The sequence below is a fragment of the Pseudoalteromonas sp. G5_S1_14_S5 genome (assembly GCF_054968605.1).
The window spans coordinates 13,120-34,659 of record NZ_JBQKUM010000052.1 but is presented as its reverse complement, the minus strand read 5'-3'; the positions used below and the strand labels follow the sequence as shown (position 1 = coordinate 34,659).

General features: G+C 42.0%; 19 protein-coding genes. 13 read left to right on the top strand and 6 right to left on the bottom strand.

Annotated elements, in window-relative coordinates; genetic code table 11:
• The first annotated feature begins 35 nt into the window (after positions 1-35).
• The gene (locus ACTRWI_RS15585) at positions 36-179 is read left to right on the top strand and encodes a hypothetical protein (protein ID WP_499132647.1); all 144 of its coding nucleotides are present in this window, start codon (positions 36-38) and stop codon (positions 177-179) included.
• 614 nt (positions 180-793) lie between these two features.
• The gene (locus tag ACTRWI_RS15580) at positions 794-961 is read left to right on the top strand and encodes a hypothetical protein (RefSeq protein ID WP_499132645.1); all 168 of its coding nucleotides are present in this window, start codon (positions 794-796) and stop codon (positions 959-961) included.
• A gap of 36 nt (positions 962-997) precedes the next feature.
• Here ACTRWI_RS15580 and ACTRWI_RS15575 read toward each other — a convergent pair whose 3' ends face one another.
• From ACTRWI_RS15575 to ACTRWI_RS15565, 3 genes are all read right to left on the bottom strand, one after another.
• Entirely contained in the window at positions 998-1,555 is a 558-nt protein-coding gene (locus ACTRWI_RS15575; RefSeq protein WP_499132644.1) for a hypothetical protein, read from the bottom strand.
• Positions 1,556-2,002: 447 nt separating this feature from the next.
• Positions 2,003-3,739, bottom strand: coding sequence for a UvrD-helicase domain-containing protein (locus tag ACTRWI_RS15570; RefSeq protein WP_499132642.1), 1,737 nt, complete (start codon positions 3,737-3,739; stop codon positions 2,003-2,005).
• 1 nt (position 3,740) lies between these two features.
• Positions 3,741-5,819, bottom strand: a complete 2,079-nt coding sequence (locus ACTRWI_RS15565; protein ID WP_499132640.1) for an AAA family ATPase — start codon at positions 5,817-5,819, stop codon at positions 3,741-3,743.
• Between the two features lie 615 nt (positions 5,820-6,434).
• On the opposite strand from ACTRWI_RS15565, the gene ACTRWI_RS15560 reads away from it, so the two are divergent.
• From ACTRWI_RS15560 to ltrA, 4 genes are all read left to right on the top strand, one after another.
• Positions 6,435-7,232, top strand: coding sequence for a DUF6602 domain-containing protein (locus ACTRWI_RS15560; RefSeq protein ID WP_372280039.1), 798 nt, complete (start codon positions 6,435-6,437; stop codon positions 7,230-7,232).
• Between the two features lie 84 nt (positions 7,233-7,316).
• Positions 7,317-8,108, top strand: coding sequence for a Cthe_2314 family HEPN domain-containing protein (locus ACTRWI_RS15555; protein WP_499132639.1), 792 nt, complete (start codon positions 7,317-7,319; stop codon positions 8,106-8,108).
• Between the two features lie 31 nt (positions 8,109-8,139).
• Complete coding sequence (locus ACTRWI_RS15550; RefSeq protein ID WP_372280037.1) at positions 8,140-8,448, top strand: hypothetical protein; 309 nt, start codon at positions 8,140-8,142, stop codon at positions 8,446-8,448.
• A 737-nt stretch (positions 8,449-9,185) separates the two neighbouring features.
• Entirely contained in the window at positions 9,186-10,658 is a 1,473-nt protein-coding gene (gene ltrA / locus ACTRWI_RS15545; RefSeq protein WP_499132637.1) for a group II intron reverse transcriptase/maturase, read from the top strand.
• A 347-nt stretch (positions 10,659-11,005) separates the two neighbouring features.
• Here the strand turns inward: ltrA and ACTRWI_RS15540 are convergent, their stop codons facing one another.
• The 3 genes from ACTRWI_RS15540 to ACTRWI_RS15530 form a co-directional block, all read right to left on the bottom strand.
• Complete coding sequence (locus tag ACTRWI_RS15540) at positions 11,006-12,022, bottom strand: IS110 family RNA-guided transposase (protein WP_499132635.1); 1,017 nt, start codon at positions 12,020-12,022, stop codon at positions 11,006-11,008.
• Positions 12,023-12,261: 239 nt separating this feature from the next.
• Positions 12,262-12,429 (bottom strand): hypothetical protein, encoded by a 168-nt coding sequence (locus ACTRWI_RS15535; protein WP_154723762.1) that lies wholly within the window; start codon positions 12,427-12,429, stop codon positions 12,262-12,264.
• Between the two features lie 11 nt (positions 12,430-12,440).
• Positions 12,441-13,445 carry a hypothetical protein gene (locus ACTRWI_RS15530; protein ID WP_499132633.1) on the bottom strand — a complete coding sequence of 335 codons (1,005 nt, stop codon included), beginning with the start codon at positions 13,443-13,445 and terminating at the stop codon, positions 12,441-12,443.
• Positions 13,446-13,710: 265 nt separating this feature from the next.
• On the opposite strand from ACTRWI_RS15530, the gene ACTRWI_RS15525 reads away from it, so the two are divergent.
• The 7 genes from ACTRWI_RS15525 to ACTRWI_RS15495 all read left to right on the top strand — a co-directional run bounded on the left by ACTRWI_RS15525 (position 13,711) and on the right by ACTRWI_RS15495 (position 21,510).
• The gene (locus tag ACTRWI_RS15525) at positions 13,711-15,558 is read left to right on the top strand and encodes an ATP-dependent helicase (protein ID WP_499132631.1); all 1,848 of its coding nucleotides are present in this window, start codon (positions 13,711-13,713) and stop codon (positions 15,556-15,558) included.
• 283 nt (positions 15,559-15,841) lie between these two features.
• Positions 15,842-16,759, top strand: a complete 918-nt coding sequence (locus ACTRWI_RS15520; protein ID WP_499132630.1) for a single-stranded DNA-binding protein — start codon at positions 15,842-15,844, stop codon at positions 16,757-16,759.
• Positions 16,760-16,775: 16 nt separating this feature from the next.
• Positions 16,776-16,934 (top strand): hypothetical protein, encoded by a 159-nt coding sequence (locus tag ACTRWI_RS15515; RefSeq protein WP_154723760.1) that lies wholly within the window; start codon positions 16,776-16,778, stop codon positions 16,932-16,934.
• A gap of 60 nt (positions 16,935-16,994) precedes the next feature.
• Positions 16,995-18,080: an AAA family ATPase gene (locus tag ACTRWI_RS15510; protein WP_081230315.1), complete on the top strand. Its 1,086-nt coding sequence runs from the start codon at positions 16,995-16,997 to the stop codon at positions 18,078-18,080.
• 32 nt (positions 18,081-18,112) lie between these two features.
• The gene (locus ACTRWI_RS15505) at positions 18,113-18,406 is read left to right on the top strand and encodes a hypothetical protein (RefSeq protein ID WP_499132627.1); all 294 of its coding nucleotides are present in this window, start codon (positions 18,113-18,115) and stop codon (positions 18,404-18,406) included.
• A 78-nt stretch (positions 18,407-18,484) separates the two neighbouring features.
• Positions 18,485-19,519: a DUF3150 domain-containing protein gene (locus ACTRWI_RS15500; RefSeq protein WP_081230317.1), complete on the top strand. Its 1,035-nt coding sequence runs from the start codon at positions 18,485-18,487 to the stop codon at positions 19,517-19,519.
• A gap of 65 nt (positions 19,520-19,584) precedes the next feature.
• Positions 19,585-21,510, top strand: coding sequence for a hypothetical protein (locus ACTRWI_RS15495; protein ID WP_499132625.1), 1,926 nt, complete (start codon positions 19,585-19,587; stop codon positions 21,508-21,510).
• The last annotated feature ends 30 nt before the right edge of the window (positions 21,511-21,540 follow it).

The window sequence follows — 21,540 nt, the reverse complement described above, 5'->3', positions numbered from 1 at the left end:
TTCGGCTTTCCCAAAGGGAGTGATACAGGCTTACCATGTTCCGTATACAACGCAGTGGTAGGTTAGGTGCCCGCTATGATGCGAAGAGCGTGTCGATCACGAAAGAGCATGGGGCAATCTCTTTCCTACTCTTAGTGCCTTTTGGCGACAGCGTAAAAACCACTTCCGCTGCTTCCTAATATAACGCATCTTGTGCGGATTCACGTTTGTTCACCATACTACCTGCCTAGCACTCACCCGATTTATGTGGTTATCAGGAGGAGCCTTCTCTCACGATTTAGCTCCCGACAAGATAGTTTCTTGTCTTCGTTACATTGTCAGAGCCGCTACTTAATTCAGGCTCCTAGGTTCATCTGGTGATACAGATGGTCCATTCTTAACGCGATGGACAGCGCTGCATACGACCTCATGTCGCACGCCCCAAAATCGGTTAGGTTTAATACTCTACACATTATTGGGGCTTGCGTTTGCCCTATCAAATTTAATCCGATGAGAGGGATTCAATGTCGACCTTATTTTGGGCATATGTAGGTTGAAAATTGTATTGCACTGAAGCCGCCGAAGTTATACCGAATCTTTCGGCAATTTCTGAAGATCATATCCTAGATGTTAGGCAATACGGGCATTAGATTGAGCTTGAGTATAATTACAATTGCTATTGGTTGCATATAATTACTAAAAATCCTTCGATAAAGCATTAACTAGCTTATACTTACGTTTGACAAGAAAGAAATTGACTTTCACCCATCTCAATGGTTAAATTTTACACGTAATTACTATATTTGGATTTTCTATGAAAAATGACACGTTTTCTAAACAAGAATCAAACGCTATTGAAAGACTTAAGGCAATGCTTGAGGCTCAAAAGGCGGGTGACTACAGATCTCCAAATAAAGCTAACAATCCTTCTGAGCGCGACTTTAGCCGCATCTCAGAAGTAACTGTTTATGCCTCCCTTTAATATATCTTGTCTAACAACTTCAGGCTTTAATTTTCATTACGGAAAATTAGTACTTACAGGGGCTTCAAGGTACGAGTGATACTTGCTTGCTTGTATAAGCGTGGCATTAGGCATCTCTTCTTTATACTTATCAATTAGCCCTTTTGCTGGGTTGTTAACTCTTACTTTACAGTACTCTAAGGCATCTGCCAGAATGTAAGCGAGCTTTACGGCAATTGCCATAACATGCCCTTTACCTAATGGGTAAGTTGCATTACGTTCTATGTAATCTATTGAAACCTTACTTCCATCGTGATTATCAGGGCTTACGCGGCCTGAAAATAATCCAATTAAAGCTGAGTCATGCTTTGTGTGAATAGCACACAGGAAACGCTTTGATTTACACGCCTGGCGTTTATAAATCCTACCCCAATCCATGTTTCCATAACCATTCTTTAAGTGACTAACATTTGGCCATTTGTCAGTGTCCAAGATGTGTTCTGAAGTCGCTGGAGTTATGTTAAATATGATGTCGGGTGTTTCTTTGTTGTATTCAGTTTCAGTTAGCTGGCAAGCTAAGTCTAAAAGTTCATGTTTGTTTGAATATACGGCCATATTCCTCCTTAGGTGTTGTAGAACCGAAAACTAGGTAGCTCACGAAGAGCCAAATCTTGTTAATAATCATTAGGTAAACCTCATTGGTTTATTTAATAAAAGGGCAAAATTACCCCACACGGATTCAAACAAAAATATCTCGTTCTGTAAACGAAAGAAAAGGCAGTGTGTGATGGCAGTCGGCAAGTTAATAAATAAGGATTAAGCGTTGCGTAGCCACGTTAAATCCCAAGTATTGAACAAGGCTTGACCTGCTATAGATCTGAAGCTTTACATGTGGCGCTTTTGTCAAAGAGCCTTCCTAGCTCGATTCTGCTCCTAATTCATTCAGTGCTTCACATTAGCGAGGCTAGGCTGTTTCTAAATATGACAGTTCTTACTATTTCTCTAAGAGCCTTATTAAGAGAGCCAATACGCAATTGACTCTCAAGGTTATGTAAGAAGCGCTTAGTATAGTGATTTCACTGTTTCATCCCCAAACCATTGATTTAGTTGATCCAATGATTCCTCCGATAGATGTTGTGTAATAAGCACTGTCAAGTTATTCTTAGGTCTGGAGCACGCTACATAAAAAAGGTTTCGACTTCTCTCCAATGCATCTATTTTGTTTTCTGGGCAAGTTGTATTCAACCATGTAAACAATTGATCCCAATTATATAAATTCCACCCTCTGCCCAAAACAACTAGAACATTATCAAACTCAGCACCTTTCACTCCGTGTTTAGTCGAAAATGGTGTGTGATTCTTAATGAACTTCTCAAAAGTAATTAGCTCTTTGAAAGGCACATCTCTGAGTTTTTTTAGCTCAGTTAAAGACCTACTTTCTGATATCTCGTCACTTTCAGTTGTATCCAACTTGTCCTCAATAAAGGATATATTGTCGGGCAAAATAGAAGGAGACATGGCCCTGAGGAGAGCCATCACGTCCCCGACAGAACCCTCTTCTTTCAGTTTAGACAATGCGTCAAAGTTAGCTTTCCATACAGCCTTATCGGAAGCTTTCTTTATTTTGGGAGAATTTGTCCCAAGAGCTAAAAACATTTTCCCATATAGATTTTCTTCAAAGCTTTCTAAGGCAGGCAGCAGCGTGTTTACCATATAGCTGACATGAGCATTTTCTAGGTTGAAGAGCGAATCATTATTGGAAAAAGCATTAACTAACGCTTCATAGCCTTGCTCAGCTGCCATCACCTTATGCGTAAGCATGAGAATTCTAGAAGTTTCTGACGAAAAGTCCCAACCAGCTTCTGTTAACCTACGCTTTGCCAAAACTAAGGCATCATGACTGTCACGTGAAAACAAATCCCCTTTCCAATGACCACCAGATTGTCTATCACCTTGCCAACTATTGGTGTGATATATAGAAACATTCCCCAAATCAGCGCCTTCTCTAGCAATCTGAGGTAGTTCAGGTCTCATGTTGTTGAGAACTTCTACTATTTTAGAGGCGGAACGGAAGTTTGCACCTTTTGCAATTTCTGTTAAATTTTGGTGAGCTAGTGAGCCAGCACCTGTTCTATATATCTTTTGCCAGCTATCTCCAAAAAAACCTAGTAGAGGTGTGGTCGGTCCATCCTCAGGAGCGACAAAATATTCTATGAGAGCTTCGGTGAACTCTTTATGTGTGTCTTGATATTCATCTATAAATATTATTGGATATCTAGCAACTAAGTTGCGTCGAAACTTCTCCTTGCTAAGCAGCAAAACCATTAAAGGAAGGATGTCATCATGACTAAGATGAGCTTCTGTATCAGTTAACCTGCGTCTGCCTGTTGAGTAAAAAACCTCCCGTTTCTTACCATCTTCGATCTCATTTATCATCTCTTCCCATTTGCTATGTATTGTTGGAAGAGAGTCCCACAAGAATGGTTGATGGCTTTGTATCAATGACCAGCAAAAACCATGAATAGTGGAAGCAAAAACAATGGGGTTACTATCAGTTCGGGTGTTGATTTCCTCAGTCGCCACATTGGTGTAGGTGATACAAGCCACCTTTTGGGAACGTTTAGCTAATTGCGGTCCTCTTTCATCAATAATCAGTTGAAGCCCTTTGACAAGAGAGAAAGTCTTACCAGCCCCAGCTCCAGCCTCTAGCTTAAAGTGCCTTTTGTTTCTAATGCAGCTATACATTTGGCGCAGTGCTTCTTCAGCAGCTACTTCTGCACTTTCAATTACGTTTGGCATTTCAGTGAACCTCCACCTCAACGACGTTAGTTTCAGCGACACCTGACTCAGTGTCTATTTCCTGGACTGGTGACTCACTCAACGGGTAAGGTGGTGTACAGAAATCTCTAGCCAACCACTCTAACCCTTCTTTAATATAAAGAGGGGTCTCCCAGTCGGTGATTTCAACACTATACTTTATCGCAAAGTCAGTCTTGTCCTGCTCTTGCGCAATATCCCAAGCTTTTAGCTCTCGATTTTCTTCACCAACATTTGGCATTCCGCTAAACAAAGTGCTGTTTGTTAGAATAAATGCATCTTCAAAACTACGAGCACTTGCATCACCGGTAGCATTGGGAATTTGGTAGGCTATTCGCAGTTTATTATGAACCTTGTACTTTTCATCCAGTGCAATCAATTGTGAAGGAGTCACATTGCTATCAAACCAAGCTTTAATGCAACTATTGCTGGTTCCGTTACTCTCAGATACACGGCATTTCTTTCTTCTCGTCGAACCTTCAGGTTTGTTTGTAGCATCAATGTCGGTAATAATTAGTGTTGGCAGCTCTAAAAAATGTAGTAATGGGAAGAATATTTGTGCGTATGCACCTCCAACTTCCATTGTAGTGACGTAGCTACGACCAAGGGCATACGCGCCGTTACTATTTTCATCCACTTTTTGGATCATTTCTGGAAGGAGCAAACGTTCAGTTGTACCTTCAATAAGTATTGCTTGATCTGCAAAAAATAAATCGCTTTTTGTTTGTGTCAGGTATTTATGAAGAAACTCTTTGTTTTTTTTCTTATCAGGCTCACTCAACGTGGCACCTTGATAGAGTTCTTTTAGATTTTTTACTTCAGTGTAGCGTGAGCAAGCGTTTTGACTTTGTCCTTTAGTTAAGAAATACCTGATTGAAGAGAACCCGCCTTCGTTAGCTAAGTGCGACGAATGTGTGGTGACCAGATACTGGCTGTCGCACAAGTTATCATCATCGAAGACCATACGAATCTCTATTAGCTGTCGAATAAACACACTTTGCATTTGCGGATGCAGATGCGCTTCAGGCTCTTCGATAACGATGAGGTGCACGCATGGTTGTGGTTGCATTACACTCAATGCTTGGTAGAACTCGTAAAGCTTTAACAGCATAAATAGAAGGTTTCTGCTCCCTAAACCGTTAAAGCTCTCTGGTAGATTTATTCCGTTATAACCTTTGTAGGAGATTGTCGTGTGGTTGCTGAGTAGCTTGTTTACATCAAGACTCGTTTCAGTTTGTAGGTGCGGATCGACTAAACCGGGATAGTTAAACTTATCAAATATTGGGGCGAGAGCATTGAGGTTTCCATTAAATTGAAGGTTGATGTCGTCCTCGACATTTTTAGTCGCTTTAGAGAGAACATCTGCTAGATTTTTACGTTCTGATCCTATCTCATGTCTGTTGGCCGATTGAAATAACTCTTCAAGAACCTTGCCTAGTATAGGTTTTTCCCCACTATCTAAGACTCTCTGAGCGTCAATAAAATCCAGCCTTATTATTGACTCTAAACCACTAAAAGACATGGTTTTTTTGTTGCTTTCATCCGAAGGATCTTGAGCCTCAATAACCAAATCATATAAGGTTGGTACTTTTTCTTTTATTGAGGCAATAACACTTTGCTGATCAGCGTCTTCTTCAATTGGAGACTCAGCAAACAGCTCTTCTATCTTGCCAGCTTTCAAACTAAAGAGGATGTTAACTTGAGCCTCATTGCAGTTAGGATCTAAATCGATAACAAAGTCTCCTAAAGCACCCAACTCTTCATCTTCTTTGTACGAAATCGTCAATGTAGCTGAGATTTGTGGGAGGACAGCCCTTATTTCCCCAAGCTCATTTCCCCCTACAAATAGTCTATGGGCTTCAATAAACCCATCCAAACAACTTAAAGAAAAGTCTTCAAATCTGAAGTCACCTTTAGAGCCTAGTAGAACTCTCAAGAATTCGGTTAGTGACGTTTTACCGCTGTTGTTCCTACCAACCACAATCGTAGAGTCTGACTCTAGAGATAACGTAACGTTTTTCAATAAGCGAAAGTTTTTAACAGAAATTGCCTTTAATTTCATGGGATTCCACCTCATTACAAGAGTGAACCACTTTACCATTAAGCAATTAGTTTTAGTTAGATCTAGTTTATCTAAACGACAGGTTTACACGCTGAGGTGGGGCTAGCTTGATTTCAACTCACCTATATGTCGTGGGCTATATCATTCACTACATCACAATTAACCCACACCATCAATAATGAACGCTAAGTTGAGCGACTTTCCATACCTGTAGTTATTCATGACTTGCTAATATATGGCTTTGCGAAAATGTTTTTTGTCCAAAACCTTCACCGGATGAATTTTTACCCGTGGCATTTTCCAACTCAAAAATGCCCCATTATGCGTTAAACTAAAAGCGCTAACTGTTTTAGAGGCGTACGTTTTCCCTATCAAATCTAATCCGATGAAAGAGGATCAGACTGAGCTTATTTTGAGCCTATGTGGGTTGAAAATCGTATTTTTCCGAGGCGCCGGTGTCATGTGGAGACTTTCGGTAATTCCTGACGTTCACATCCTAGTCGCTAGGCAATATGGGCATGAGATTGAACGTGAGTATTATCAGCGTTACTATTGGTTGCATATAATTACGGAAAAAATTCGTCGATAAAGCGTTATACCTTAAAAGGAGTATGAATGTTAAAGTCACATATGGATGCAGTTGAGAATTCTCTTATTCATATTTCTCAAATTCCTGCAAATGCCGGACACTCGCTACACAAAGGCACTCCAAGAGAAGCTTTCATAAAGGAATTTTTAGAAGGCCACCTCAGCTCAAACGTTGCGATTGGTACAGGGGAAATAATTGATAGTAATTCGTCCCCTAGAGCCCAACGGAACCAATACGACATTGTTATCTATAAGAAAAATTATCCAAAGCTAGATTTTGGTGGTGGAGTAAGTGGGTTTCTAATTGAATCGGTTGTGGCAACGATTGAAGTTAAATCCCTGCTTGATCAGGCTGGAATTGATCAATCTGTTAAAGCTGCGAACAATGCAAAAGCACTTGTTCCAAATATAAATAAAAGTTTTAGTACAGGCTGGGTGCCGCCAAAGGTCATAAATTATGTTGTTGCCTACGCAGGGCCTGCTCAAATGAGCACCGTACACGGCTGGATCGTAAATTCGCATAACCAAAACAATATCCCGATGCCAGTCTTAACTCAGCAGAATAGAACTAAAGTCGCTGGTACGGCATTAGATGGCGTAATTTTGCTAAATAAGGGCTTCATTAAACTAGATAACTCACCTCTTTCATTGAACAACCCGCAAACTCCTTATCCAGGAGCCCATATCGTTGCCGATTCACCTAACGGGAATCTCCTTATGTTATTTTTGGCGTTACAGGAAGCTTGTGACAATATTCAAGGTGCTTGGTTAAACCCAATACCATATTTACAATCAGCCCAGTTTCAAAATGTACGCATCATATAAAGGCATAACAAAGCATTGCACCGGATCTCGCTGCGCTCGTGCGGTGGAACGCGGCGTTAGCCAATTCTTAGTTAAGAGGTTATTTTGAACACAGAGTATCACTGGTGGGGACTAGAAGACTCCATCTTTAAAGGGGCTTTATACGACTCAATGGGTATGTATTTCTTAGGTCATTATGGCTACGAAAGTTATGAAGACTTTGTGAAAAACGATCCTCATATGGCCTACGCATTACTGATAAATGGACGCTTTGAATCTCTAGAACAACAGTTTGTAGACCTACGTGTTATTCCTCAGATGCTAGGTGTAGAACAACTTCCTTTACCTTCATCAGTGCAAGCAATTAATAGGTATGACTGGCTTAAATCTATAACTGATTTGGCGTTGTTAAGGTTTGCCAGCATTCGAGATATTGCATTTCATTTTGTTATCGAAACTTTGGAAAGAGATATACCTGATCACAAACTCAATCTAAAAAGCTTAAAGCGTGAGCTCAAAGTTGAGCATCCCAAGATCGTAGAATTATTAAAAGTTATAGATAATTCGGGTGAAAGCTTCCGTGTTGCCAGGAATGCTCGCGCTCATAAAGGTCATATTAACTTGTTCACAGAAGACGATAGCATGTTCAAGAATATGGCTTGGTGTGAGGGGCACGTAAAGATAAATGATTATGATTTTGTTCTTGAGTACGAAAAAGCTCGTGATAAGCTTTATTCCAAAGTTGTCGATGAAGTCGAATGTCTATTGCCTTTGGTTAAAGAGTTAGTCGATGAGTTTTATCGCGTATATTGCGACAAGTTCTGGGAAAAATCTCAAAAATCTCGTAATGGGTTAGAATGGTCTCAACATTTTTCACTTCATCGGAAAAATGGCTAACAACTAATTTTGCGCCCGTTAGCGAGGCGTTATGGAAAGAAGTGTTATGAAAAATGGAAGCTCTGCCTGTGTTCCAGGCGTATCCACATTGAACTATATCCCCGGAAAAAAGATAAAAAATTCTATTGGTTTGGTTGAATATTCAGTAGAAGATATTAGGGCGGGTTTACCTGATTGTATTGAAGATATCTTTACAAAGTTATTACAAGCAGCAATTGATCATGGAGCTGAAGGTGTTATCAACGTAAAAATAACGACAGGGACTTATCAAAGGTACTTACCGACAACTGCGAATCTGACATATGTTATTGCGTATGGTGATGCGGTTATCTTTGAATAATATTCAACAAACTGCTTAATCTAACCTCAAGCGCGTGGCATTTTCGCTTTGCAAAATTGTATGTCACGGTTTTCGGCAGCTTAGCAAGGCGTTACTTTTCCATACTTCAATTAATACGTTGCATTCTAATTTAGTAATTTAGCTGGCAAGGTTTTGTCCGTGCGACGTGAAGTCGCATGAAGCGCTGTTCACCGCGATAAGAGTGAACCGTTTGTATCACCAGACGACCCTAAGGCTCTGAATAAAGCAGCGAGCCTGACAATGTAACGAAGTTTGGCACTGTGCCAAACGGGAGCAGAACCGTGAGGGAATGCTCCTCCTGATAACCACGAATTGGGTGAGTGCTAGGGAATCAGTATGATGAACGAAAGTGAATCCATGTAAGGTGCGTCATATTTGAAGCAGCGGAAGTGGTTAATACGCTGTGGCCAAACGGCGATGGGAGTAGGAAAGAGGTTGGACAATACTCTTTCGTGATCGATAGGCTCCTCGCACTATAGTGGGCATCTACCCTGATATTGCGCGACATGCGGAACACGGTAAGCCAGTATCGTTCCTTCGGGAAAGCTGTCTGTGAAGAGAGCCGATAGCGGTGCTGGTAAAGGAGGTTGGAAAAAGCGAATGCTGCATTGTAATGATGCAGATACAGACGGATGTCTGACACGAAAGTGTGCCCACTTCCAACTGGTCTCCCATTGCAAGATGATTTGGAAAACTTTATTTAAGAAGGAACGCAGATGATCTCTTCTCATGAAGTGAGTGCCCCTTCTGGCAGCGCCCAATGGCAATCCATCGACTGGAAAGCGGTTGAGCTCCATGTGTTAAGGCTCCAGATGCGCATTGCAAAAGCAATCCGAGAAGGTAAACACGGTAAGGCGAAAGCACTACAGTGGATACTGACTCACTCGAAAGCAGCAAAACTTCTCGCTGTTCGTCGAGTATCACAAAACAAAGGCAGTAAAACGTCAGGAATTGACGGCGACATCTGGAACACCGATGCACGTCGAATGGCGGCAGTCAGCTTACTAAGCAGAAAAGGCTATCGAGCTAAACCGCTCAGAAGAATCTATATCCCGAAGAAAAACGGCAAACTTAGACCATTAGGTATCCCGTGTATGATAGACCGAGCGCAACAAGCGTTACATCTTCTAGCACTAGAACCTATATCGGAAACAATTGCCGACCCTAACAGCTATGGCTTTAGACCTAACCGAAGCGCAGCCGATGCAATACAGCAGTGCTTCAAATGCCTGTGCAAAAAGGGAGCAGCACAATGGGTTCTTGAGGGGGATATCAAAGCTTGTTTCGACAAGATAGGTCACCAGTGGCTACTTGATAATGTCCCGACAGACAAAAGGATGCTCAAGCAATGGCTGGAATGTGGCTATATAGACAAAGGGCTATTCTACAAAACGGCAGAGGGAACACCACAAGGCGGGATAATTTCACCCACCCTGATGTTGCTCACTCTTGTCGGACTAGAAAAGTTAATTAAATCTATCGCTCGCAAGACAGGCAGCAGAGTAAACTTTATAGGTTATGCTGACGACTTTGTTATCACGGGGTCTTCAAAGGAAGTCCTAGTGAATGACATTAAGCCGCAACTGATGGCTTTCTTACAAGAAAGAGGTTTAGCGCTTTCTGAAGAGAAAACGCACGTTACTCATATCAATGATGGTTTTGACTTTCTTGGCTTCAACGCCAGAAAGTACAAAGGGAAACTGCTCATTAAACCGAGCAAATCCAACGTATTATCATTCTTACGAAACATGCGTGACCTCATTAGAAAACACGCAACAATCCCAGTAGCCGATCTCATTAAGATGATGAATCCAAAGCTACGAGGATGGGCGAACTACTATCGCCACTGTGTTGCTAAACAAACCTTCGGCTATGTTGGTCATCAGATGTTTCTAGCGTTATGGCGATGGTCAGTCAGGCGTCACCCAAACAAGGGACGTAAATGGATCGCACACAAGTACTTTCTAAACTATCAAGGGCAATGGATTTTCCATGGCTGGTTTAAAAAGGATGGACTGTATGGCGTGATCCGACTGTTTCAAATCGGTCAAGTGCCAATCAAGCGACATGTAAAAATCATGAGTCAAGCGACTCCGTTCGATCCTTTTTGGGAAGGTTTTCTCAATGAACGTAAGGTGAAAAATACAGGTCGTAACTCATGGTTTGATCCTGTCGCCACTGCTTTGTGAGTTGCTGGGTAACAATAACGCCTTAGTGGAGGCTTGAGCCGTATGCAGTGAAAGTTGCACGTACGGTTCTTAGGAGGGCGGCATCTGGTAACAGGTGTCGCCTATCCGACAAAATGTATGTTACGCCTCGTTTTGCAAGTAAAAACTCAAAATAACGGAGCTGGTTTGCGCTAATGTATTCGGAGTCTAATTGAGACTTTTTTTCCTTAGCCTCAGCTCCACGATGAGATCCGCGCCAGATTGTCCTCAAAAATGTGAAAGCACTCTAGTTGCTGTTCTGGACAACAGGTTTTCAATCTGGTGGTCTAACCGTTTTGTCATCTTTCATTTTCATATGCAAACTTGATTTATGTTCTGACTTCGAAAGTCTTATGAGTTGCCATAACTGACCAAGCGATTCTGGCTAGCTTATTTGCCAATGCTACCAAAGCTACATTGAAAGGCTTACGACGCTTCAAGTCTAGTAACCATGTACCAAAATATTTCTCCGCAGTTGCATCTCGCCACAGTACTGATCTAGCTGCGTGAACAAACAGTTCGCGAAGCTCTTTGTTGCCCCGCTTCGAAATACCAAGAAGCCTCGATTTTCCACCTGTTGAATATTGGAATGGAACCAACCCTATCCAAGCAGCAAAGTTACGACCGTTAGAAAAATCTTTTGGATTGGATACTGCAGACAGACAACAGGCCGAAGTCATAGGACCGATACCAGGAATTGATTGCAGCAAAGTAAACAGCTCATTGTCATGATTGAGCGTTTCAATCTTCTTGTCTTGTTCTTTAATCTTCTCATTGAGGTGATTGTAATGATCTAATTGTTCTCGCAACTCAAAAACAAGTAGTGGAGGAACTGATTGCCTAGTGTCAGCAAGCCACTGAAAAAGCCGTTTCATATTTGCATGACCACGAGGGAAACTGAAACCGAACTCGACAAGAATTGAAGATATTCGGTTCATCACAGCTGTCCTTTCCCTAATGTAGCCAGTTCTAATTCGACGAATCACACTTCCTAATTGCGCTTGCTCAGATTTAGGCGTTACAAACCTCATTTTAGGTCTAGTCGCAGCTTCGGCTATAGCGTCAGCGTCAATGAAGTCATTCTTGTGGCTTTTAACATATGGCTTAACGTATTGAGGCGGAATGAGCTTAACCTCATGACCAAACTCCTGGCAGCGCCTAGCTAGCCAGTTTGCGCCACAACAAGCTTCCATTGCTATAGTTACAGGTTCATGTGCGGAGATAAATTGAATTAGTTTTGTCCGAGAAAACTTATGTCGATAAAGCTCTTGACCAGAATGGTCGTGACCTACCAAGTGAAAGGTAGATTTACCAAGATCGATACCGATTGTTTTGATAGCTGACATAATGGCACCTCCCGAAGTTCAGCGACTAAGCTGAGTGTAGTTTAGGTGTGGGGCGTACCATCTAATTAATGAGCTTAAAAGCGATTAATCTTTATTGTACTTTTTTGGCTCTTTGAGAATGGTAAATCTCTGAAAAACGATCAAACTTTAGCTTCAAAAATAGCCAGTTCTACCAGTTTTAAGGGCAAAACCGATCAAACATCACTGTCTCCTGACCCCTTTTAATTCCGATAGAGTATTTAGCCGTCTGACTCTAATTGCTCAACACGACTGATCTCGTCGTCGCACGAGATAGCGGTTATTTCGACATCTTCATACTTCGAATCCGCGCAGAACGCTTGTGTCAACTTTTTGGGTAGGGACGCCCCCTCTTGAAACTTGAAAACCACTGTCATGAACTGTTCCATATTCGGCCTCCTTACTGCGTAGAAACTTTCGTATGCGAGTTTTTGTCTTTAGCTCGCTCAAGAATCTCAGTGACCGTCGAGTGATATTCTGACAAACTTTGACTGAATTGCTGTCCATCAACCGGCTTAACGAAATAGTACACCGTGTCATTGTTACGCACTGCATTGATGTTAGGAATGTACTGAGAATCAGCGATATATTCCTTCATCGGTAAACTCATAAAAGTAGCGGTCGGGAGCTTAATAGAAGGGCTGGTTGATAAACCATTGGCATTTACAAAGCCTGTTGTTTCAGCGTCGCTGTATTGCATGTGTGCTATCAGGCTACTGTAATAAGTAAATCTGACCGCGATGACATTTGTATCTGGGATCTGCTTTTTAAGGTCAGCATCGAACACGTCTGTACTGAAAGGTTCCGAAATAGACCGTACACCGACTCTCGTCCCTAAGAAGGCAGTGTCCACTCCTCTGAAATATATCGCTGCGTGGGAGTCCACGTTTGAATCAAGTGGATACCCTTCAACACAAAGGCTTTCACCACCATTGTATCTTTCATCGTAAAACTTCGAATCTGGCGACAATGGTTTTTTGGTAAAGGATTGAAGTGTGTCGAATGAAGGAACCATTACCTCATCCATTTTAGACATGACAACCTTACACATTTCATACTCGTCTAAGCCACTATAAGTATCAGCATCCAAGTACATAACTAGGTTTCTTCGATCCCAACCGTACTTTTGATCCGCTAGGATGGCCAATCCGAAACCCGTTGCCATAGAGCCTAATGGTAGCCCTAATAATGTAGAGCCGACATAGCCACCGATCCCCACATCTGAAATCGCACCTTTAGGTAAGGTTTGGTCTTCGATGATCGTTCCACTACCTGCTGAACGGGTAACTTGGAGCGCGATACTTGATGTGCCAATTTCCGGTACTTCGTATTTTGCACTATTGGACGCACATGCATTCATGAGTAAAGCGGCGGTAATGACTGATGCTGTTTTGAATAGGTCCATAATTCTGTCTTCCTTAGCCAAGTGAAACTGTATGAGTATTTATTAAATCTACTTACATTTATACATCATGAGCCGAAAAATACACAAAACCAGCCAATGAAAACGGGGGGAAATGGGGGGAAGCTTCGGATTATTTTCAAAATTAGTGACGGAAGTCGAAACGATGTAACAAAGTGAATTTCCTTCGTTAATTGAACTTTGTAGCTAAATAATCTCCTACTCTGATGTACATATTCAAATCCATGAAGCAGTACGAGTCACGTATATGTTAAATCAAGATCAACATCTTTGCGTTAATGCGGAAGGCCATATCATGGTTGTTGCATTGCCCGGTTCAGGTAAAACTGAAGTGTCAGTGCGTTATGCTGAACGGGTGCTTACCGATTCCGAGCTACACGCAATTGCCATGCTGACGTTCACAGATGCAGCGGCAACCAACTTAAAACGTAGGCTTAAGTCGACAATGCCAAGAAGTCAGACTCTTCGTGTATTTCCAAGTACTTTTCATTCTATGGCTGTGCAGCTTTGGCGTCAGACGAACTCATATAAAACGATTGTTATGGGTGGACACTTAAACATCTATATTGAGCGAGCGATGCGTGCTTGTCATGTGGCGATGAGTTATGAGGAAGCAGAGAAAACGATAAGTACGATCGGACAGTATTTAACTATACCTCGCTCAGAATTCTCATCTATCAAACTGAAACTTTTTGCAGCTTATGAAAGCATCATGCGAAAAGAGGGCAAAGTCGACCTAAATCAGATATCTCGCGACGTTATCCATGGTCTGCGAGATGGAACAATTCGACCACTGTCAGAAACTTTAGGCGTTACTCACATATGTGCTGATGAGTTTCAAGATTCCGACGATCTCCAATATATGTTTCTTTACGAGCACGCTAAACGAGGTTGTTGCATCATGGTTGTTGGAGACGATGACCAATCAATCTATGCCTTTCGAAATGCAAGAGGGGTCGATAACTTCCGTAACATGCAAGCTGATCTAAACGCTAAAGCCTACAGCTTAAAAATTTGTTATCGATGTCCACCAGCAATACTGAATGTGGCCAACAACCTGATTCAACACAATGTAGAACGAATTCCAAAAGAATTAAGGTCATACGTAGAGGAGGGCGGTATTGTCGATTGTCATGGCTTTAAGGATGAAGACCATCAAGTTGAAAGTGTTGTTGAAGGTATCCTTGCCGATCAAGGCGGGTGGGCGGTACTGGCTAGAACCAATAAAGAAATCGATACAGTTGAGCTGGAGTTGTCCAAACATAAAGTGAAAGTTAAGCGCCTCGGCGGTAAGAGCTTCTTTGAGTCAGCCGATGTGATTTGTTATATCAAGTTGATGTGGATGCTCACACACCGTAACAGTCGGTATCTACAAGATTTCTTGGCTTACATGCATGAAGATGAGGTGATGATTGATATGGCGAAAAGTGCTAAATCAAATGGAATCGACTTTATTGGGACGGTAACCACCTTAACCCAAAGCCAATCATTGCTAATCCACACCCAATCAATTTTTGAAATGTTCATGCATGAAGGTGTCCCAAAAGAGCCAAGCAAAACGGTCAACGCCGAGTATCAACGAAAGATCATTTCAATGGTGATGGCGCAACGAAATATGAACTCTCCTGCGGCTCTTGGCGCAATGGCTGACATCCTAACCAAAACAGCTGCGTCACTTGGCAGTTTGGCTAAGGCCGCAGATCAGTTCCATGACCGGATAACCAAAATAAACGCTAAAAAGGCTGAAAAGATTGGCACAGATGAGGTAGTGATCGCTACGTTGCATGGCTCTAAAGGACTAGAGTTTCCGAAAGTCGCGATATTGAGCTGTCAAGATGAAAGAATTCCGCAACCAGATAAAGATGGTTTAGGCGAAAAGCATTGGGAGGAAGAGCGTCGCTTGTTGTATGTGGGCATAACAAGAGCTGAGAAGTACTTGCGACTGTGTTTCTTCAAAGAGCAGTTGTCATTTTTGAGAGAGGCGGTTCCAGATCGAATTGAGTTGGCCGTACAACAGCGAAATGAAGAGCCAGATTCGGCAGCTCAGGCAGAAAAACTACAACAGCTAAAAAATGAGTTTTTGAACGCTTCTTAACTCAAGGAAAAGTTAAACACTAAAAAAGCTGCGCTTAATTTACAAAAGTCTCCCGTTCTTGGGGTTTACTATAGGTGATTTACCCGAGAAATTTTTTCACTTTTTTAAAGTGATATTTTTCTCCCTTAGTTGGAGAGCTAATAGCAATTCTCCCATAGATTTATTCTATGTCCCCAGTGACTTTTTTAAGTCATAAACCTGACCCTAAAGTGGGCTATAGATATCCCACTAGGGGATTACTCTATCTATAGTTCCACGTTATTTTATTAATGAGGAATTAATTATGAAACCTTTCCGTTCAAACAATGGCCTTATCGCATTCGTAGTTACTGGTTCTCAAATTGAGAATGGCAACACGACCATCTGGGCCGATCAAGTTACCTCTTGGGTAGACGGTCAAAACCAAATGCAGTCACGTACTAACCAGATTCAACTTTTTGCCCATGGGCAATTAGAGTTTCCAGTCGGTGTTGGTTATGTGTGTAAAGTATCTCTTAAGACGTGTAAATTCACTGGTAACAATAACAGCGAACTTACGCATACTTATTATGAACTTCATAATGTGTTAGGCGAAATTGATGGCAATTCTGTTAATCAATTTGGACTACCTTCATTGTGTAACTTTACGCTTGGCGGCAATGTTGGTTCGATTGAACAGAAAAATGCAAATGGCAGTACTTGGTACAATGTTTCAATTGCATTAACTCGTTCATTTAAAGATGAGCAACAAAATTGGCAAGATGAAACCCACTGGGCTCGCTTGTCAATTTCACAAAAAACTTTTGATCAGAACTTCAAACAAGGTTTAGACAAAGGTGATTCTTTAATGGTCGAAACTGAACTCTCTACTAACGATTACACCGACAAAAACGGCAATAATGTCACTGGACATGAATTCCGCGTTAGTCGTGTTCTTGGTATGGTTAAGAAGTTCGAACTTCAAAGCTTAAAAGCTGCGAATCAAGCCCCACAAAACAATGGTTCTGCGTACAACAACGCACCACAGCAAAATGCTCCTGCGTATAACAACGCACCGCAGCAAAATGCTCCTGCGTACAATAACGCTCCACAGAATGGTCCAGCGTATAATGCACCACAGCAGAATGCCAATAATGCACAACAACCTGACTCTACACAGCGTCAATTCCGCCCACAAGCAGGCAACGGAAGTTTCCGTCAGCGTGCTTATAATCAGCAATAATTCGAGGTACGCGGATATGAATTTTTCTCACCAGAAAAATGTATCTGCAGCACGAAAAAGGCGCGCTCTGCGCCTTCTTCGAAAGGCTCAGGTACTGAATAACCCCAAACTTCTTCATAAAGCAGAAATGCTACTTGAAGATGCTAATAAAGCTTTCTTTCTCAAGACAGCTTAACCCCTTAATTAACTACCCATATTAATTTAACCCCACACTTCATTCCTGGAGGAATTAACTATGTCTAATGCTAACCCTGTGACTACTGTAGACACGAATAACCAACCAACTTCTACTGTTGAAGAAATTGATTACTCAGAGATGATTACTGTTCGTATGGCCGACGTGTTCAAACCGTTTGTCCCAGCTGCAGTAACGGCAGTTATTCAGATCCCTAAACACCGTCATCCAGATGTACCTCGCGAAATCGCAGGTTATATTCCAGATGAAAAACAACTTTCCCAAGTTATATCTTGGTTTTGCTCACCTCAACGACCTAACTTCATGCATATGGTTGGTCCTACGGGGTCTGGTAAAACTGATTTCATGCTTTGGCTTTGTGCTCGCCTTAATTGGCCCACTGTGCTGGTGTCTGTTAACCCGACATTACGCCCTGAGAAGATGCAAGGCCGCTGGGTGTTGTCAAACGGTCAAACGGAATATGTTTATGGACCTATCGCTGACGCTATGAAACACGGAAAATGTGTTTTGCTTGATGAATGTGATAAAGGGTCTTTAGATTTTATTGCCAAACTTCACCTTCCTTCTGAGATGACGAAACCTTGGTCTATTGAAGACACAGGAGAAATCATCTATCCACACCAGAACTATCGTTTTGTAACGTTAGGTAATACTTCTGGAGAAGGGGACATTTCTGGCTTGTATCCATCGTCTCGACGTTGGGATACGGCTTTTCGAAATCGTTCATTCGTTGTGCCTTTTCCGTATTTACGCACGGAAGTAGAAGAGAAAGTGGTAATTGGTAAATTTCCGTTCTTACGCGACCACAAGAAGTTACTTAAGAAGTTAATCCAGTTTGCTAATGCTATGCGTGATGCAATGTTAGGTCCTAATCGAGATCGAACAACCAAATCTGGTATTGGAACGGCTTTTTCAACTCGTGTGGTTTTGTCTTGGTGCTACTACATTCAAATTAATGGTGATAGAGCTCCACTGCGTGCTTCGTTTAATAATGTATTTTGGAATGGCTGCGACACTCGTGACAAAGCTGATATCGAAAAGATTATTGATCAAGTGTTCAAAGATAAGAATGGTCATATTCTCGATCAACCGTATACCTGGTTGAAAGAGCAATCAAAAAAGTAACAAGCAATGATTCAGAGTGTGATGATGCTGATTTGCCAAGATCGGATTTAGACGGTCTAGATATCAGTACAATCAAGTTCAAAATGTATCATTGCAATGACAATGGAAGTAATAAGCTGTGGGGATATACGTGCATTGGTGCCGACACACTGGTTGTTTACGGAGCCAAAGGCCAAAAGCTTAACTTCTATCGTAAAACCCATCAGTCTGAGTTACTAGCGCGTAACTACATCGACAAAAAAGTTAAAGAGAAAATGAAGAAGCAATATCAGTTTACACAGATTAATTGTTTCAGCAAAAACGAACTTAGGTTCGCTACTCCTTAACAAACCTACCGAACCCCTTCAGGGACTAGATTCCCTGACCGGGATCAGTCCCTCCAATTTTTATTCCTTGGAGGAATTATGAAAGACATCAACGATACCCAAACTCTCGATATCGATACAGTAGCTCAAAATCAACTTGACCAAGTGGCTCAACAAGATGGCGAATTTGCTAATCGACTCGAAAATGGGCTTGTGATTATCGATGTAACGACTTCTGGCCGTGATGGAGAGAAAACGTTAGCGAATGCTAAAACTCTCTTAGACGAAAAGGAAGTGAATTCAAAGATTGCTCGTAAAGCCCGTATTGAGTGGTTTCCTCGTTCTGAGTTGCAGTTTAAGAACACTTTGGAGACTAAGGCACGCCGCGCTATTGCAGCCCGAGGTGTCCGATATGGACGCGTTACCGCGATTCCAGTTGATGAACTTGACTCTCTACTCGTTGAACTCAAGGCAATTCAGGCTGAGTTTTATTCAGAAGTCGCTGACCGTGATAATCGCTATGACACCATAGTTGAAGAACACAAGAAAGCTAACCCTGATATGGCTGAAATTATTGAGTCATTGAAGACTCCTAAAGATGATTTCTTTAGACGTTTTCAATTCAACGTGTTGCCGCCGATGGCCTTCAAACCTTATTTCAATGATGACCAACAGGAAGCTGTTGATTACATCGTGGAAGGGATTTTGGATAACGTCGCGGAGCAAGCTGTTGTTGTTTATGAAAAAATTATTGGTAAAAGTTCAATGATTCAGCGAACTTTCAAGCCAATAAGAGCTATTCGTGATTACGTTTACTCAATGTCATTCCAACACACTGTGTTTGACCGATTGGTTGATGAACTTGATGAAGCGTTCGATACCTTACCCAAAACTGGGAACATCGAAGGCTCTGATATGACCTACGCGGTTAAATTGGTACATAACCTTACAGAACGTGGCTCCATCTTAAATGGCATTGTGCCGGTGATGGAAGTCGCAGATGAATCTGAACCGAGAATTATTGACGCGATTAAGGACTCAGTAGTCTCTACTGATACTGACAGCGGCAATAGTACTCCTACCTATGAAGAAGTCACTGGCGAAACGTCAACAACCGGCTTCTGGTTCGGCTAACCCCACCTACCTAACCTAATGAGCTCCCTTTGGGAGCTCTATCCTATTTTTTGGAGGAACACCTTATGGCTTCAATTCAAGAAGTTCAAAACACAATGCGAGTTATTACAGATATTCACGCACGATTTGACGTAAATATCTATTTTGACCGTCGAACTTGCTACACGAATGGCAGAGAGATTTACATCAATGCTGGTGACCCCTCTGATGAAGTTTGGTCACGACTCGTTGAAGCAAAAATTACTCATGAAGCTGGTGGTCATTTACGATTCAGTGACTTCTCAGTCTTCGAGAAACACCTCAAGGGTAAATCAAGCACGTTCTTATCAATCAACAATATCATTGAAGATTGTCGCGTAGAGACTGCTTGTATGAAAGAGTTTTCTGGTGCCTACTGGGTATTTCAGAAAATGACTTATGACTTGCTCGAAGAGGGTTATTTTCAGGAACCAATAATAAGTGACGGCCCCGCTGGGTTGTTATTTGCTTGGTTATTGTATTCTGGTCGTGGTATTGCAATTGAGGGGCAATCTCATCTAAAGAAACTTGGTGATGATGCTCGACATCTACTGATGAAATTAGGCACTCCAAACTCTCCAATTTTTGATGAAATTGAAAAGCGGATGATTAATTGGGGTAAATTACCTTCAACAGTGGCTGCTATAGATGAAACCATCGAGGTTATGCTTTTATTAAAGCGTCTTTCTAAAGAGCAACCGCAACCACCACAGCAACAACAATCGGCTAATCAGAATTCAGATTCAGACGATGATTCAGATGGTCAGGGCTCCGGTTCAGATTCAGACGATAATTCAGATGGTCAGGACTCAGGTTCAGATTCAGACGATGATTCAGATGGTCAGGGCTCCGGTTCAGATGCAGACGAAGATTCAGATAGTCAGGGCTCCGGTTCAGATGCAGACGATGATTCAGATGGTCAGGGCTCCGGTTCAGATTCAGACGATGATTCAGATGGTAAGGGCTCCGGTTCAGATTCAGATGATGGTTCAGATGGTCAGGGCTCCGGTTCAGATTCAGATGATGACTCAGATGGTCAGGGCGCTTCTCAAGGCTCTTCAACCCGTAACCCACTCAGTGATGAAGATTTTCAGCGCTTGGGTGAAGCATTGGCCGATCTTCATGAGCTTATCGATCAAGCGATCAATAAACATGCTTCAGTGAATCCGGCATCCTATGAAGACATTTGTAACTATAACGTCACGCCAGATTTAAATGCGCGAATGTTATCAGTGCCAATCCAAAGCAGTATCAACTCTGGTGCTCGTGCGATTAAACGTATTATCGAATCGCAGATGTGGGCTAAAGAGTCTGTACCCATCATGTACGATGAATCTGGTAGTGATTTTGATTGTGATTTACTTGCGGGTGTACCTGCTGGTAACAGTCGAATCTTCTATACAGAGGATATCGTTGAGACTCATAAATCTTCATTCGTTATTGCGATTGATATTTCTGGCTCAATGGGTGTGCCTGTTACAAATGAGTCTGGAGATCGAACTGGCTTCTGTCGATTGGACATTGCCCAGAAAGCCGCCTTATCGGTTGCAGCTGCACTTGAAGAGTTGGATGTACCAGTATCAGTCTTGTATTTCAACACGAGGGCTTATGTTGGAAAGTCATTCAATGAACCATTGATGCAATGCTATCCGCGAATCGGTGCTGAATCTTCTGATGGTACTGAAACAAATAAGGCTGTCTTAGCTGCTCGTCAAGAGTTTACAAAGCTCGATATGGCAAGCAGAAAGCAATTACTTGTTGTTACTGATGGGTGTCCAGCTGATACACATGCTGTCGAAAGTCAGGTAGAACAATGTAAGGCCGAAGGGATTGATGTTGCGTCAATCAATATTTGCGAATCAAGGTACGGAGGCATTCCAAATTATCAAGTGATACGTGATGCTGATGACCTTCCCGCTGTGTTGGATGACATGATTCAACAGAACTTGTTGTCATCGATTGAAATTAGTTAAACGTAACAGTGACGCTCTTCGGAGCGTCCC